Below are 13,423 nucleotides of genomic sequence, written 5' to 3'. Positions count from 1 at the left end.
CGCAGTCCGTTACAGCGGAATGTTGTCGTGCTTTTTCCACGGGTTTTTCAGCTGCTTGTTGCGCAAGCTTGCAAACGCGCGCGACACTCGACGGCGGGTGGATTGCGGCATGATCACCTCGTCGATGAAACCGCGCTCAGCCGCAACAAAGGGGTTGGCAAAGCGATCTTCGTAGTCCTGCGTGTGCTGCGCGATCTTCTCGGCATCGCCCAGATCGGCACGGTGGATGATCTCAGTCGCGCCCTTGGCACCCATCACCGCGATTTCAGCTGTGGGCCAAGCATAGTTGAAATCGCCGCGCAGGTGCTTGGAGGCCATAACGTCATAGGCGCCACCATAGGCTTTGCGAGTAATCACGGTGACCTTTGGAACCGTCGCCTCACCATAGGCAAACAGCAGTTTGGCGCCGTGCTTGATCACCCCGCCATATTCCTGCGACGTCCCCGGCAGAAATCCGGGCACGTCCACCAGCGTCAGGATCGGGATTTCGAAACAGTCGCAGAACCGCACGAACCGTGCTGCCTTGCGCGAGCTGTCGATATCCAGACATCCGGCCAGAACCATCGGCTGGTTCGCCACGACACCCACAGTCTGTCCTTCCAACCGGATGAAACCAGTGATGATGTTCTTGGCGTAATCTTCCTGAATTTCGTAGAAGTCGCCCTCATCCGCCACCTTGGTGATCAGCTCTTTCATGTCGTAGGGCGTGTTGGGATTGTCTGGGATCAGAGTATCCAGCGAGCTTTCAACCCGTTCGGGGCTGTCAAAGAACGGACGAACGGGGGGTTTCTCTTGGTTGTTCAGCGGCAGGAAATCGACCAGACGGCGCACCTCGGCCAGTGCTTCGACGTCGTTTTCAAACGCGCCATCAGCGACCGAGGACTTCTTGGTGTGGGTCGACGCACCACCCAGTTCCTCTGCCGTGACAACTTCGTTTGTCACGGTTTTCACCACATCGGGGCCGGTCACAAACATGTACGACGTGTCTTTGACCATAAAGATAAAGTCGGTCATCGCCGGGCTGTAAACCGCACCGCCCGCACATGGCCCCATGATCACGCTGATCTGAGGAACGACGCCCGAAGCCATGATGTTGCGCTGAAACACTTCGGCATAACCGGCCAGCGAAGCCACGCCTTCTTGGATTCGCGCACCCCCCGAGTCGTTGATTCCAATTACAGGCGCGCCGTTTTGGATCGCCATATCCATGATCTTGCAAATCTTCTGCGCATGGGTTTCCGACAGCGAACCACCAAACACGGTGAAGTCCTGACTAAACACATAGACCATGCGGCCATTGACTGTGCCCCAGCCGGTGACCACACCATCACCAGCAGGCTTTTGATTTTCCATCCCAAAGTCAGTGCAACGATGGTTGACGAACATGTCGAACTCTTCGAAACTGCCCTCATCCAACAACAGTTCGATCCGCTCGCGTGCTGTCAACTTACCGCGGCCGTGCTGCGCGTCGATACGCTTTTGCCCACCCCCAAGACGGGCGTCGTTGCGGCGGTCTTCAAGCTCAGTCAGGATGTCTTTCATGGCGCTAATTCCCTGTGAAATTTGGGCGGACACTATACGCACAGGCGCCGCAGCCAAAGCATATTTCGGCAAATTTGCAAACTACTGGAAACAAAGTTACGGAAAACTGTAAAATTGCTAAGTTTCATACTGAAACACGGTCTTGGATAGCATTCCCTGAAACGGTCACTATACATGTGAACCATGCAGTTTAGTTCCCCTATGGCGCGTCGGTCGCCACCCACCATTTTTACGCTGGTTTTGCTGTCGGGGCTGTCCGCCCTCAGCCTGAACCTGTTCTTGCCCAGCCTCCCAAATATGGCGCTGCATTTTCAGACCGACTATAAGGTCATGCAACTGTCCATCGCGCTGTACTTGCTCGTCAATGCGGTGCTTCAGATACTGATCGGCCCGATTGCGGATAAAGCGGGGCGTCGCCCGGTTTTGCTGTGGGGGTTGGCGCTGTTTCTGATCGCCACACTGGGCTGCATCTATGCGCCCACGGCCGAGGTTTTTCTAGCCTTTCGAATGTGCCAGGCCGTTGTAGTGGTCGGCATGGTGCTGAGCCGCGCAGCCGTCCGGGACCTGTATGATCAGGATCAGGCGGCCTCGATGATCGGCTACGTGACGATGGGCATGGCCATCGTGCCAATGATCGGCCCTGCCATCGGCGGCCTGCTTGAGGAAAGCTTTGGGTGGAAAGCCAATTTCTGGCTGCCTTTCGGCCTGGGCGCTTTGACGCTGGCCTTGACCTTTGTCGACTTTGGGGAAACCTCCGCCAAAAGCGGTAAAACGCTGGTACAGCAATTCCGGGAATATCCAGAGCTGCTGCGCTCACCTCGGTTCTGGGGCTATTCCTTGTCCTCTGCCCTGTCTTCGGGTGCGTTTTTTGCCTATCTGGGCGGCGCGCCCTTCATCGGTACGGAATTGTTCGGCCTCAGTGCCGCGCAGGTCGGCATCTATTTCGGCGCTCCTGCTGTCGGGTATTTTGTCGGCAATTTTCTCAGCGGTCGATACTCGGTCAGATTTGGCGTGAACCGAATGGTATACTGGGGATGTTGGCTGAACGCGATGGGTGTTGCCTTGTCGGCCATCCTGTTTCTGGCAGGTTTTGGCACCGCGCTCAGCTTCTTTGGCCTCATGACCTTTGTGGGCCTTGGCAACGGCATGACGATCCCCAACGCCACCTCGGGCGCCCTGTCGGTTCGTCCGCATCTGGCCGCCACCGCCTCGGGCCTCAGCGGCGCGATCATGCTGGGCGGTGGTGCGGGCCTCAGCGCACTGGCCGGGACGTTGCTGACCCATGAAACCGGCGCCATGCCCCTGCTTTGGCTGATGCTGGCAACATCGGCGCTGGCGATCTGCGCGATTGCGTCCGTCATCCGACGCGAGAGGCAACTGGGCTTGTAACACAGCTTGCACCGCATGGTTTGCAAAGTTAGCTTGCCACAACCGAAAAGTTGCAAAGAAACGCCATGGCCACTCAAAAGCTATATGCCGGTGCGAAACTGCGCGAAATGCGCACGCGCCTGACCCTGACACAAAAGGAATTCGCCACCAAATTGGGCGTCTCTTTGCCCTACTTAAACCAAATGGAGAATAATAACCGGCCGATCTCGACCACAGTTGTTCTGGCTCTGGCACAGGAATTCGGTATGGATGTGACCGAGCTGAGCACCGGCGACAGCGAGCGTCTGGTCTCGGACATGCGCGAGGCTTTGGCCGACCCGGTTTTCGATGACGCCATACCACCACTGGCCGATCTGCGCCTGACGGCCTCGAACGCCCCTGCGCTGGCGCGCGCGTTCATCGCACTGCACCGCACCTATCGCCAAACCCATGAACGGCTCGCTTCGCTGGACGAAGCTTTGGGTCGCGAGGACGCGCAGATTCAGGCCAGCCCCTGGGAAGAGGTGCGTGACTTTTTCCATTATTGCGACAACTACATCGACGCGGTCGACCGCGCGGCCGAACATTTTTCGACCCGCGCTGGTAAGGCCGATGGCATAAGGGCGGAAGCGATCAACAGTCTTAATGAGCGCGACATTCGGGTGCAATTTGTCGATATCCCCGAAACACGGAAATACGACGCTGACAGCAAGACACTGCAACTCTCGTCCCGTATCGCTCCGCAAACACAAGTGTTTCAACTGCTGCTGCAGTTGGCGCTTATCAGCCAGGACAAACTGCTCGAAGCCACCCTGGACTTCGCAAAGTTCCAAAGCGAGGAAGCCCGCGCCATCGCCAAGATCGGTTTGGCCAACTATTTCGCCGGGGCGTCCTTGATGCCTTACGACGCCTTTCTGACCGCAGCGCAGGATTATCGCCACGATCTGGAACTGCTCAGCAACCGGTTCGGCGCGTCAATCGAACAAGTGGCACACCGGCTTTCCACACTGCAACGCCCCGGTGCCAAAGGCATCCCGTTCTTCTTTGTCCGCGTTGATCAGGCTGGTACGATTACCAAACGCCATTCGGCCACTCGCCTGCAATTTGCACGTTTCGGCGGTGCCTGCCCCCTGTGGAACGTCCACCGTGCTTTTGAAACGCCCGGCCATTTCCTGCGGCAACTGGCGGAAACACCCGACGGCGTGCGCTATATCTCTCTGGCTCGGGATGTTTCGAAATCGGGCGGTTCCTATGGCGCGCCGGTGCGTCGCTATGCCATCGCGCTTGGTTGCGAAATCCGCCACGCCGAAGCGCTGGTCTATGCCGATAATCTCGACATCAATAACGCCAGCGCCTATGAGCCCATCGGCATCTCGTGCCGTATCTGCGAACGGCAAACCTGCCACCAACGCTCGGTCCCGCCGCTGGAACGCCGCCTGTCGATCGACGCCCACACCCGTGGAACCCTGCCATATAAGGTCACCTGATCTTCACCTGGCCTGAAAATACTTCGGGGGAGTCGCGGCCTGCGGCGACGGGGGCATCGCCCCCGCCTTAAGGTTTAGGCTTTCGACAAGATCGCCCAGATCTCATCCTTGAGCGCCGCGCGCTTCTTGCGCATTTCACCCTCGGTCAGATCTTCGACTGGTTCGATGTTGGTCTCGGCCCGATGCACGATGCGGTTGATCTCGTGATACTCATCCGCCAGCCGGGCAAAATGTGCATCCGATTGCTTGAGCTGGCTCATCAGCTCGACCTTGTCCGGAAACTCTTCGGCCAGTTCATGCGGGGTGTGGGACATTCCTGTTCGCTCCTCAAAATATGTCGTTGCGATTCAGGTCTATACGTCTTTTCCACACCCTGCTTTGACGCGGATCAAATCACCGCTGCGCTGTTGCCCATGCCGGATGAATCCACGGACGGTCATTGGCTTTCGGCAGGGCTTCTTTACCCAACAGATGATCCGACATTTTCTCACCCACCATGATCGACGGCGCGTTGAGGTTGCCGTTGGTGATCTGCGGAAAGATCGAGCTGTCGGCGACGCGCAGGCCGTCCACACCAATTACACGACCCTCAGGATCGACCACCGCATTCTTGTCATCGGCCCGACCCATGCGACAGGTGCCGCAGGGGTGATAGGCGCTTTCGGCATGTTCGGCGATGAAGCCATTCAGCTCTTCGTCTGTCTGCACGTCGGCACCCGGCTGGATTTCCTTGCCCGCATAGGGTTTGAACGCATCTTGCCCGAAAATCTCGCGGGTCAGGCGGATACATTTGCGGAAGTCCTCCCAATCCGTTTCGTGGCTCATGTAGTTGAACCGGATCACCGGCGCGTCCTCGGGCTTGTTCGAACGCAGCGTGACAGCCCCGCGCGAAGGCGAACGCATCGGCCCTACATGCGCCTGAAAGCCATGCCCCTCGGCCGCCGCCTGCCCGTCATACCGGACAGCAATCGGCAGGAAGTGATACTGGATGTCCGGGTATTCGACACCGGGGTTCGACCGGATGAAGGCCGCGCTTTCGAACTGGTTCGACGCGCCAAGGCCGGTTTTGGTAAACAGCCACTGCGCCCCGATCAAGCCCTTGCTGATCAGGTTCCAGTGCTTATACAGCGTGATCGGCTGCAGCGAAGCCTGTTGGATATAAAGCTCCAGATGGTCCTGCAAATTCGCCCCCACACCGGGGCGATCAGCGACAACTTCGATCCCATGTTCGGCCAGATGTGCCGCCGGACCAATGCCCGACAACATCAGCAGCTTGGGCGAGTTGATCGAGGATGCGGCCAACACCACCTCGCGCCGCGCACGGATAATTTCCTTTTTACCACCACGCACCAGCTCAACACCCGTCGCACGGCCGTTCTCTATCACCACGCGCGCGGCCAGCCCGCGCACGATATCGCAGTTTTCACGATTGAGCGAAGGCTTCAGGTAAGCATTCGCAGCCGACCAGCGCCGCCCTTTCCAGACGGTCTGCTCCATCGGGCCAAAGCCTTCCTGTTTTTCGCCGTTATAATCTCCAGTAACTTCATAGCCAGCTTGCTGACCAGCATCGACAAAGGCCTGAAACAGCGGATTTTCACGGGGACCGCGCGAAACATGCAGCGGCCCATCAGTGCCGCGCCATTCAGGATCACCACCATGGCCACCATCATGCCAGGTCTCCATACGCTTGTAGTAGGGCAGCACATCCGAATAGGACCAGCCATCAGCCCCCATCTCGGCCCAGGTATCAAAGTCACGCGCATGACCTCGCACATAAACCATGCCGTTGATCGAGGATGACCCACCGATCACCTTGCCACGCGGACAGGCCAGACGGCGGTTATTCAGGTGCGGCTCGGGTTCAGAATGATAGCCCCAGTCATAGCGCGACATATTCATCGGATAGCTCAGCGCCGCGGGCATCTGGATGAACGGACCGGCATCGGTGCCACCATGTTCGATCACCAGAACCGAGGCCCCAGCCTCGCTGAGGCGATAAGCCATCGCGCATCCTGCGGATCCTGCGCCAACGATGACGAAATCTGCTTCCATTATTTGGTCTCCATGCCCCGCCGAACCAAGTTGCGAATTTTCGGCGAGGAATCTTCGATTAGGTTGATAAGTCTATTCGCCACGCGGAAAACGAGCGTTTTCCTCGACGACATTCAGATCCATGTGATTGCGCATGTAGCGTTCCGATGCCTTCTGCAGCGGCTGGTAATCCCACGGGTAATACCCACCCTGCCGCAGCGCCTCGTACACCACCCAGCGGCGGGCCTGGCTGGCGCGGACATCCGCGTCGAACTGATCCAGATCCCAACGGGCCTCGGACTTGGCGCGCAGCGTTTCCAGCGTTCCGGCATGCGACGGGTCTTCGGCCAGGTTGGCCTGTTCGTGCGGGTCGGTCTCAAGATCGAACAACTGATCCGGGTCCAGCGCGCAGCGGTTGTATTTCCACTTGCCATAGCGCAGCGAAACCAGCGGGGCATAAGATGCCTCGGCCGCATATTCCATTGCTACGGGCGCGGTGCGCTCAACTCCCTTTGCCAGCGGCACGAGGTCTTCCCCATCGGTCCAAGGTTCGATCTCGGCCATGTCGACACCTGCCAACGCACCCAATGTCGGTGTCACGTCGATTGTCGAAACTGGCGTGCCGATCCGACCGGCAGGCAAGTCAGGGGCCGAAATCATCAGCGGAACACGGGACGAGCCCTCGAAGAAGGTCATCTTGAACCACAATCCACGCTCACCCAGCATATCGCCGTGATCCGAGACAAAGAGGATGATCGCCTCTTGCCGTGTACTTTCCAGCACTTCAAGAATCTCGCCTATCTTGTCGTCCAGATACGAAATATTGGCAAAATATGCGCGGCGGGATTTGCGGATATCTTCTTCGGTGATGTCGAAGCTGCGCCAGTCATTGGCGTCAAAAATCCGCTTGGAGTGCGGGTCTTGGTTGTCATAGCCAAGGTCTGCGACCTCGGGCAGCAGATGTTCGCAATCCTCGTACAGGTCCCAATACTTGCGGCGCGCCACATAGGGATCATGCGGATGGGTAAAGCTGACGGTTACGCACCAGGGTCGATCATCCTTACCGCGTGCCAGATCATACAGCTTGGTTTTGGCGTTATAGGCGACCTCGTCGTCGTATTCCATCTGGTTGGAAATCTCGGCCACGCCTGCGCCCGTCACCGAGCCCATGTTGTGATACCACCAATCAATCCGTTCACCCGGTTTGCGGTAGTCGGGCGTCCAGCCGAAATCGGCCGGATAGATATCGGTGGTCAGGCGATCCTCGAACCCGTGCAACTGATCGGGGCCGACGAAATGCATCTTGCCGGACAGGCAAGTGTAATACCCCGCACGGCGCAGATGGTGCGCATAGGTGGGGATGTCGCTGCGGAACTCAGCGGCGTTGTCGTAGACGCCGGTCCGCGACGGCAACTGGCCGGACATAAAGCTGGCCCGCCCCGGCGCGCATAGCGGCGAGGCCGTATATGCATTGGCGAACCGTGTCGACCTTTCCGCCAATTTCTTCAGATTGGGTGCATGCAGCCAGTCTGCGGGACCATCTGGAAAGAGTGTCCCGTTGAGCTGATCCACCATCAGGATCAGAATGTTCGGTTTTGTCATTTTTCAGCCTCGAGCAGAGTGTTGAGGACACGCAATGCGTGATTAACCGCCAGTTGCGGCTTTTTCGGCGCGCTCAGCGCGGCGCGGATATACAGCCCGTCAATCAGAGCAATCATATTCTCGGCCGCTTCGACCGGGTCGCTCATCAACGGGCGCAAGGCATCAATCAGATTGGAACGGATACGCGCCTGATAGATCTGCCACAGGCGCAGCGCGTCATCGTTGGTTTGGGCCAGAACGTAAAACGTCATCCATGCGGCAATGACATCGGGCGTAAAGCACGAGGGCGCAAAACAGGCCCGGATGATGGCCTGCGCCCGCTCCTGCGGTGCGGCTGCCTTAAGCTCGCTGCGCGCCTCGGCACCGAAATCGGACAGGATGCGTTGCATCGCCGCCAGAAAAATCTGGTCTTTGCCACCGAAATAGTGATGCGCAAGGGCGCTGGACATGCCGGCCCGCTTGGCGATTTGGCTGACGGTCACATCTAGGGACTTCTTCGACCCAAGCTCGGCAATCGTCGCCCGGACGATTGCGTCACGACGGATCGGCTCCATTCCGAGTTTCGGCATAGCTGTCCCCTCCCTATGACTGGTAGGAAAACGCTACGGTGTTTTTATTGACTCGTCAATCAATAACCATTTCCGCACGCTGAAACCTGCTAGAGTTTTGAAGCTATACTGGGCGTGGTTAGGTTGCTGCGGTTCAGAACCGCTTCGCGCCAGGCGATGAAGCTGACGGCAGACAGGATCAACGTACCCCCAGCAACAACCCAGATGTCAACACTTTCGTGAAAAACCAACGCACCCAGCAGCGTGGCCCAGATCAATTGCAGGAAGGTCACCGGCTGCGTGACCGCCACCGGAGCCGCCTGCAAGGCCAGCGTCATGAAATAGTGCCCCGCGGTGGCAAAGCAGGCGACCAGAAACAAAACCCAGATGTCACGCAAGCTGGGCGGCTGCCAAACGGCGATGGCAAAGGGGATCAACGCCAGTGTCACCCAAATCGACAAATGCGCCACGACCACCGATGGTGGAATATCGCGCACCAGCAGTTTGGCCAGCAGGTAGGACCCTCCAAGCAGCAGAGCAGTTCCTAACATGGCCAGGTGACCGGTCGAAACCTCTCTGAACCCCGGGCGCAGGATGATCACCACACCGACCAACGCCACCATTATCGCCGCAATCCGGCGAAAGGCCAGCGGCTCACCCAAGAACAGCGCCGCACCCAACGTGACATATACCGGCGTCATATAGTTCATCGCCGTGACCTCGGCCAAGGGGATCTGGGTCATTGCATAGAACCACAGCATCACAGCAAAGGCGTGAATGATCCCACGCAGCCCGAACAGGGTCAGATGACGCTTTGTGAGATGGGTCGACAGGATCAAACGCAGGGCCGGCAACAGAAATACCAACCCCAGAGCATAGCGTATGAATGCCGCCTGGATCGGACTCATTGTTGTGCCCAGCGATTTGACCAAGGCCGTCATCACCACAAAGGACAGCCCGGCGGCAAACATCCAGAACATGCCCGCAAGGGGCCGGTATGAGGTGGCAGACTTTTTCATGCCGAAACCTGAACACTGAAAGCTGCGCAGGTACAACCCTTCACATGGCAACAAGTTTCAGTGCGATCCCCAGCATGACAATACCGATGACCACATCCAGAATCTGCCAGGCACGCGGTCTTACAAAGACCGGGGACAGCACCCTGGCCCCATAACCGAGGGAAAAGAAGAACACGAAGCTGGACAGCATCGCACCGCTCGCAAAGGCCAGACGGTCATCATACTGGGCCGAGATCGATCCGATCAACACTACCGTATCCAGATAGACATGCGGGTTGAGCCAGGTAAAAGCCAGCACCGTCAGCAGCACCGACCGAAGGCTGGCGCGTTGGCCTTTGGTCACGTCCATCGCCGCCCCGCCCTGCCACGCAGATTGCAGGCTGCGCAGCCCGTACCACGTCAGAAAGATCGCCCCTCCGTATCGCATGACTGTCTCAAACCAAGGTGCCGCTTCGGCCAGCGCACCAAACCCCGCGACACCTGCGGCAATCAGGATGGCATCCGACACTGCGCAGGTCAGACACAGGGGAAAAACGTGTTCGCGCCGCAATCCCTGACGCAACACAAAGGCGTTTTGTGCTCCGATGGCTAGGATGAGACTGAAGCCCAGTAAAAAACCGGCGAAAAGGGATGCGGACATGATGCCTCCTGTGCGTTCAGGGGCATTGACTATGTGCATTTTTGCATCCTATCAAATTAAAGATGTTGATCCTAATTAAGCTTGGCTAATGATACTCGACCCCAACCACTTGTCCGCTTTGTCGTCGATTTTGCGGCACGGCAGTTTTGAGGCAGCTGCGACGGAACTTACTGTGACGCCTTCAGCCATATCCCAACGGATCAAGGCACTGGAAGATCGCGTGGGGGCAGCATTGATCAATCGCGGACCGCCTTGCACCGGAACACCGGCTGGGCTGCGTATTGCCCAGCATGCTGAGGATATCGGTTTGCTCGAAGCGAAGCTGGCCCGCGAACTGACATTGGATCAAGGCACCGGCCCGGCCCGTGTCCGCGTGGCAGTGCCTGCCGACGTTCTGGCCACGTGGTTCATTGATGCCATGGCACAGGTGGATGGGTTGTTGTTTGATCTGGTGGTGGATGATCAGGATCACTCGGCCGAGTGGTTGCGGCGCGGCGAGGTCAGCGCTGCAATCACGGTAGGCGGTCAGCCGGTTTCGGGGTGCGACTCCTATGCCTTGGGCGCGCTGCGCTACATCGCGACCGCCAGCCCGGCCTATATGCAACAATGGTTTGCCGAGGGTGTAAACGAACGCTCGCTGGCCCTTGCCCCTTGCTTGACCTTCAACCGCAAGGACAACCTTCAACGAACGTGGATCATCGAACAGATGGGGTGCCGGATTTCCCCACCCTCGCATTTTCTGCCGTCTCCGCAAGGGTTTGTGGATGCGGCCATAGCTGGGTTGGGTTGGGGCATGAACCCTGTCGGGCTGGCGAAGAGCGCACTAAATGATGGACGACTACGTCCGCTGCTGCCTGAGGCCCCTCTTGACGTGGGTCTGACTTGGCAGGTGGGGCGCGTTCTGTCCTCTGCGCTGATTCCGCTGACCCGTGCGGTCAGACAAACCGCGGCAAAGGAGCTTCTTCCGTCGCAATCATGACTGTCCTGGTTGCGCGCCCTTGGCCTGTTCCGCGTTGGGAAGGACCACGCGGTAACAGGTGAGGGCAGCAAACAGACTGACCATAGTGATGAACACAATGGCCCACGCAACCTCATGCATATGGGCGACCCCGGCCAAGGCCGCCGACAGGATCACCGCCGTGATCCGGCAAATACTTTTGATCGCCGCCGCGCCTTTGACACGTTGATCCTTTGGGGCCACGTCCAAATAATACAACTGCCGCGCACCGCTTATGCCAGTTACGGCCACGGTCACAACGAACAGCGCGATAGCATGCAGATGGACTGCGTGATCAATACCCAGAAAGTGGACAGTGACCAACGTGGCACCTGTCGCGGCAACCATCAGGTTTCCGGCCACCATGACGGCGCGGTGGGATTTCATGTTCACCAGCTGCCACAGCGGTGCCGAGACCAAATATCCCGACGCGGATGAGATGATCATGGCCGTCAGTCCCTTGGCTGAGGCATGATGTGCCTCGGCCGCGATCAGGGCAAAAAATGGCACCGACAGGGAGACCACGACCAAGGGCAGCCGCATGACCAGATACCGACGGAACCAAGCCTGGTCGAACATGGCGGCAATATCGGTAAAGTTCTCTGAAAATTTCCGTTTCCGCACCCTTTGCGGTGTCTCCTTGACCTCATCCCCTCGTGCGATTTCCGAGATCGCAAGAATGGACAGGCCAGACAGAACGAAAAAGGCCACCGAAACCGCAATCACGGTGGAATGGCGGGAAAACGGTGGGTTTTCCTTTGTGATCTCATGCACCAGCAGCGCCAATCCGATGGCTCCCAACCCGCCTATACCTAATTGAAGATAGTGCATGATCATCCGCGATTTGGATTGCACTTGATCCCCTATCAGATCCGTTAACATCAACGATTGAATTTCTTCGATCAGGCCGATCACGAAGAACGCCGCGACAAAGGCCAGTGCAATTGCAGGAACAAACCCTGTCGCGGCCACCAAAACAGCCATGACAAGGCAGGCGCCTATACAAACCTCGGTCAGGGCAATCCCGCGTTTCTTCTGCTGTCGCGCCGAAATCGGCTGTGCCAGAAAGATATCCGAAATCATGCTGCCGACCATCCGAATGGACACCAATGCGCCTGCGATGAACATGGGCAATTCAAAAGAAACGGCCAGAAACGGCAGCACGATAGAAGGGCTGCCAAGCGTCCACGCGACCTGAGACAGGATGCTCTGACCGGTCAGAACAGGAATGTTGCGTTTGGGTTGGCTGGCTGGGCTGTCCGTCATTCGCTCAATCAGATTATGTGCCGTTTGGGCACAGATATTCTGGTCAAGCCTATCGGGTTCTGTCCAACCGGCCAAGAACCCGCAATGCAAAAAACCCGACCAGAGGCCGGGTTTTCCAACAGAAATTCACAACGCTTAAAGCTGCGCCATGACCTCGTCTGTGGCCTCGAAGTTCGTGGTCACGCGCTGTACGTCATCGTCATCTTCCAGCGCATCGACCAGCTTCATCAGCTTTTGCATGTCTTCCAGCCCCAGCTCGGTTGTGGTGGTGGGTTTCCAGATCAGCTTGGTAGATTCGGATTCGCCCAGCGCGCCCTCCAGTGCGTTCGACACATCATTCAGGTCGGTGTCAGCACACCAGATGATGTGACCGTCTTCCGAGCTTTCGACGTCTTCGGCGCCGGCATCGATGGCGGCCTCAAAAACGGTGTCCGCATCGCCTGCAGTGGCCGGATACACCACCTCGCCCTTGCGGTCGAACATGAACCCGACCGAGCCGGTTTCACCCAGATTGCCGCCATTCTTGGAAAAGGTTGAACGCACGGTCGAGGCGGTGCGATTGCGGTTGTCAGTCATCGTCTCGACGATCACAGCCACACCGTTCGGGCCGTAACCCTCATACCGGATTTCTTCGTAATCATCGCCTTCACCCGCAACCGACTTTTTGATCGCCCGGTCGATCACGTCCTTGGGGACTGAGTTCGACTTGGCCTCTTTAACTGCCAAACGCAGGCGTGGGTTCTTTTCGGGATCGGGGTCGCCCATCTTGGCGGCGACGGTGATTTCTTTCGACAGTTTGGAAAACAGCTTGGACCGCGCGGCGTCCTGACGTCCCTTGCGGTGCTGGATGTTGGCCCATTTGGAGTGGCCTGCCATGGTGCGTCCTCGTGATAGTGATTGCGTATTCGGCGCTCATATAGACG

The 13,423-nt window shown here is 57.9% G+C and carries 12 protein-coding genes; 3 read left to right on the top strand and 9 right to left on the bottom strand.

Annotation, left to right across the window (positions count from 1 at the left end):
* Window positions 1–9 precede the first annotated feature (9 nt).
* Window positions 10–1,542, bottom strand: a complete 1,533-nt coding sequence (locus ACR0DL_RS01190; RefSeq protein WP_366551476.1) for an acyl-CoA carboxylase subunit beta — start codon at window positions 1,540–1,542, stop codon at window positions 10–12.
* A gap of 183 nt (window positions 1,543–1,725) precedes the next feature.
* On the opposite strand from ACR0DL_RS01190, the gene ACR0DL_RS01185 reads away from it, so the two are divergent.
* Window positions 1,726–2,931, top strand: coding sequence for a multidrug effflux MFS transporter (locus ACR0DL_RS01185; protein WP_170516496.1), 1,206 nt, complete (start codon window positions 1,726–1,728; stop codon window positions 2,929–2,931).
* A 65-nt stretch (window positions 2,932–2,996) separates the two neighbouring features.
* Window positions 2,997–4,397 (top strand): helix-turn-helix domain-containing protein, encoded by a 1,401-nt coding sequence (locus tag ACR0DL_RS01180; RefSeq protein WP_170347977.1) that lies wholly within the window; start codon window positions 2,997–2,999, stop codon window positions 4,395–4,397.
* Window positions 4,398–4,471: 74 nt separating this feature from the next.
* Here ACR0DL_RS01180 and ACR0DL_RS01175 read toward each other — a convergent pair whose 3' ends face one another.
* From ACR0DL_RS01175 to ACR0DL_RS01150, 6 genes are all read right to left on the bottom strand, one after another.
* Window positions 4,472–4,711: an HP1242/YdcH family protein gene (locus tag ACR0DL_RS01175; RefSeq protein ID WP_170347976.1), complete on the bottom strand. Its 240-nt coding sequence runs from the start codon at window positions 4,709–4,711 to the stop codon at window positions 4,472–4,474.
* 79 nt (window positions 4,712–4,790) lie between these two features.
* Window positions 4,791–6,449: a choline dehydrogenase gene (gene betA / locus ACR0DL_RS01170; RefSeq protein WP_170347975.1), complete on the bottom strand. Its 1,659-nt coding sequence runs from the start codon at window positions 6,447–6,449 to the stop codon at window positions 4,791–4,793.
* Between the two features lie 72 nt (window positions 6,450–6,521).
* The gene (gene betC / locus ACR0DL_RS01165) at window positions 6,522–8,030 is read right to left on the bottom strand and encodes a choline-sulfatase (RefSeq protein WP_480687207.1); all 1,509 of its coding nucleotides are present in this window, start codon (window positions 8,028–8,030) and stop codon (window positions 6,522–6,524) included.
* Complete coding sequence (gene betI / locus ACR0DL_RS01160; RefSeq protein WP_170347973.1) at window positions 8,027–8,599, bottom strand: choline-binding transcriptional repressor BetI; 573 nt, start codon at window positions 8,597–8,599, stop codon at window positions 8,027–8,029. The genes betC and betI overlap by 4 nt, the downstream gene beginning before the upstream one ends.
* An 89-nt stretch (window positions 8,600–8,688) precedes the next feature.
* Window positions 8,689–9,597: a DMT family transporter gene (locus ACR0DL_RS01155; RefSeq protein WP_480687205.1), complete on the bottom strand. Its 909-nt coding sequence runs from the start codon at window positions 9,595–9,597 to the stop codon at window positions 8,689–8,691.
* A 40-nt stretch (window positions 9,598–9,637) separates the two neighbouring features.
* On the bottom strand, window positions 9,638–10,237 hold the full coding sequence (locus ACR0DL_RS01150; protein WP_170347971.1) for a LysE/ArgO family amino acid transporter: 600 nt from the start codon (window positions 10,235–10,237) through the stop codon (window positions 9,638–9,640).
* Window positions 10,238–10,325: 88 nt separating this feature from the next.
* Between ACR0DL_RS01150 and ACR0DL_RS01145 the strand changes: the two genes are divergently transcribed.
* Window positions 10,326–11,216, top strand: coding sequence for a LysR family transcriptional regulator ArgP (locus tag ACR0DL_RS01145; RefSeq protein ID WP_170409070.1), 891 nt, complete (start codon window positions 10,326–10,328; stop codon window positions 11,214–11,216).
* On the opposite strand, the gene ACR0DL_RS01140 is transcribed toward ACR0DL_RS01145, so the two are convergent.
* Together ACR0DL_RS01140 and ACR0DL_RS01135 are read right to left on the bottom strand one after the other, a co-directional pair.
* Window positions 11,211–12,500 (bottom strand): permease, encoded by a 1,290-nt coding sequence (locus ACR0DL_RS01140; RefSeq protein ID WP_480687203.1) that lies wholly within the window; start codon window positions 12,498–12,500, stop codon window positions 11,211–11,213. The genes ACR0DL_RS01145 and ACR0DL_RS01140 overlap by 6 nt on opposite strands.
* Before the next feature lie 135 nt (window positions 12,501–12,635).
* Window positions 12,636–13,376: a YebC/PmpR family DNA-binding transcriptional regulator gene (locus tag ACR0DL_RS01135; protein ID WP_170347968.1), complete on the bottom strand. Its 741-nt coding sequence runs from the start codon at window positions 13,374–13,376 to the stop codon at window positions 12,636–12,638.
* Window positions 13,377–13,423: the final 47 nt, after the last annotated feature.

The organism is Ruegeria sp. BB5 (assembly GCF_056539405.1).
Note: the sequence above shows the minus strand (reverse complement) of the source record. Positions and strands in the feature narration are given on the sequence as shown.

What these genes read in the sequence shown, in the direction of transcription:
- ACR0DL_RS01190 (WP_366551476.1), bottom strand. Translation starts at nt 1,542, where the DNA reads ATGAAAGACATCCTGACTGAGCTTGAAGACCGCCGCAACGACGCCCGT.
- ACR0DL_RS01185 (WP_170516496.1), top strand. Translation starts at nt 1,726, where the DNA reads ATGCAGTTTAGTTCCCCTATGGCGCGTCGGTCGCCACCCACCATTTTT.
- ACR0DL_RS01180 (WP_170347977.1), top strand. Translation starts at nt 2,997, where the DNA reads ATGGCCACTCAAAAGCTATATGCCGGTGCGAAACTGCGCGAAATGCGC.
- ACR0DL_RS01175 (WP_170347976.1), bottom strand. Translation starts at nt 4,711, where the DNA reads ATGTCCCACACCCCGCATGAACTGGCCGAAGAGTTTCCGGACAAGGTC.
- betA (WP_170347975.1), bottom strand. Translation starts at nt 6,449, where the DNA reads ATGGAAGCAGATTTCGTCATCGTTGGCGCAGGATCCGCAGGATGCGCG.
- betC (WP_480687207.1), bottom strand. Translation starts at nt 8,030, where the DNA reads ATGACAAAACCGAACATTCTGATCCTGATGGTGGATCAGCTCAACGGG.
- betI (WP_170347973.1), bottom strand. Translation starts at nt 8,599, where the DNA reads ATGCCGAAACTCGGAATGGAGCCGATCCGTCGTGACGCAATCGTCCGG.
- ACR0DL_RS01155 (WP_480687205.1), bottom strand. Translation starts at nt 9,597, where the DNA reads ATGAAAAAGTCTGCCACCTCATACCGGCCCCTTGCGGGCATGTTCTGG.
- ACR0DL_RS01150 (WP_170347971.1), bottom strand. Translation starts at nt 10,237, where the DNA reads ATGTCCGCATCCCTTTTCGCCGGTTTTTTACTGGGCTTCAGTCTCATC.
- ACR0DL_RS01145 (WP_170409070.1), top strand. Translation starts at nt 10,326, where the DNA reads ATGATACTCGACCCCAACCACTTGTCCGCTTTGTCGTCGATTTTGCGG.
- ACR0DL_RS01140 (WP_480687203.1), bottom strand. Translation starts at nt 12,500, where the DNA reads ATGACGGACAGCCCAGCCAGCCAACCCAAACGCAACATTCCTGTTCTG.
- ACR0DL_RS01135 (WP_170347968.1), bottom strand. Translation starts at nt 13,376, where the DNA reads ATGGCAGGCCACTCCAAATGGGCCAACATCCAGCACCGCAAGGGACGT.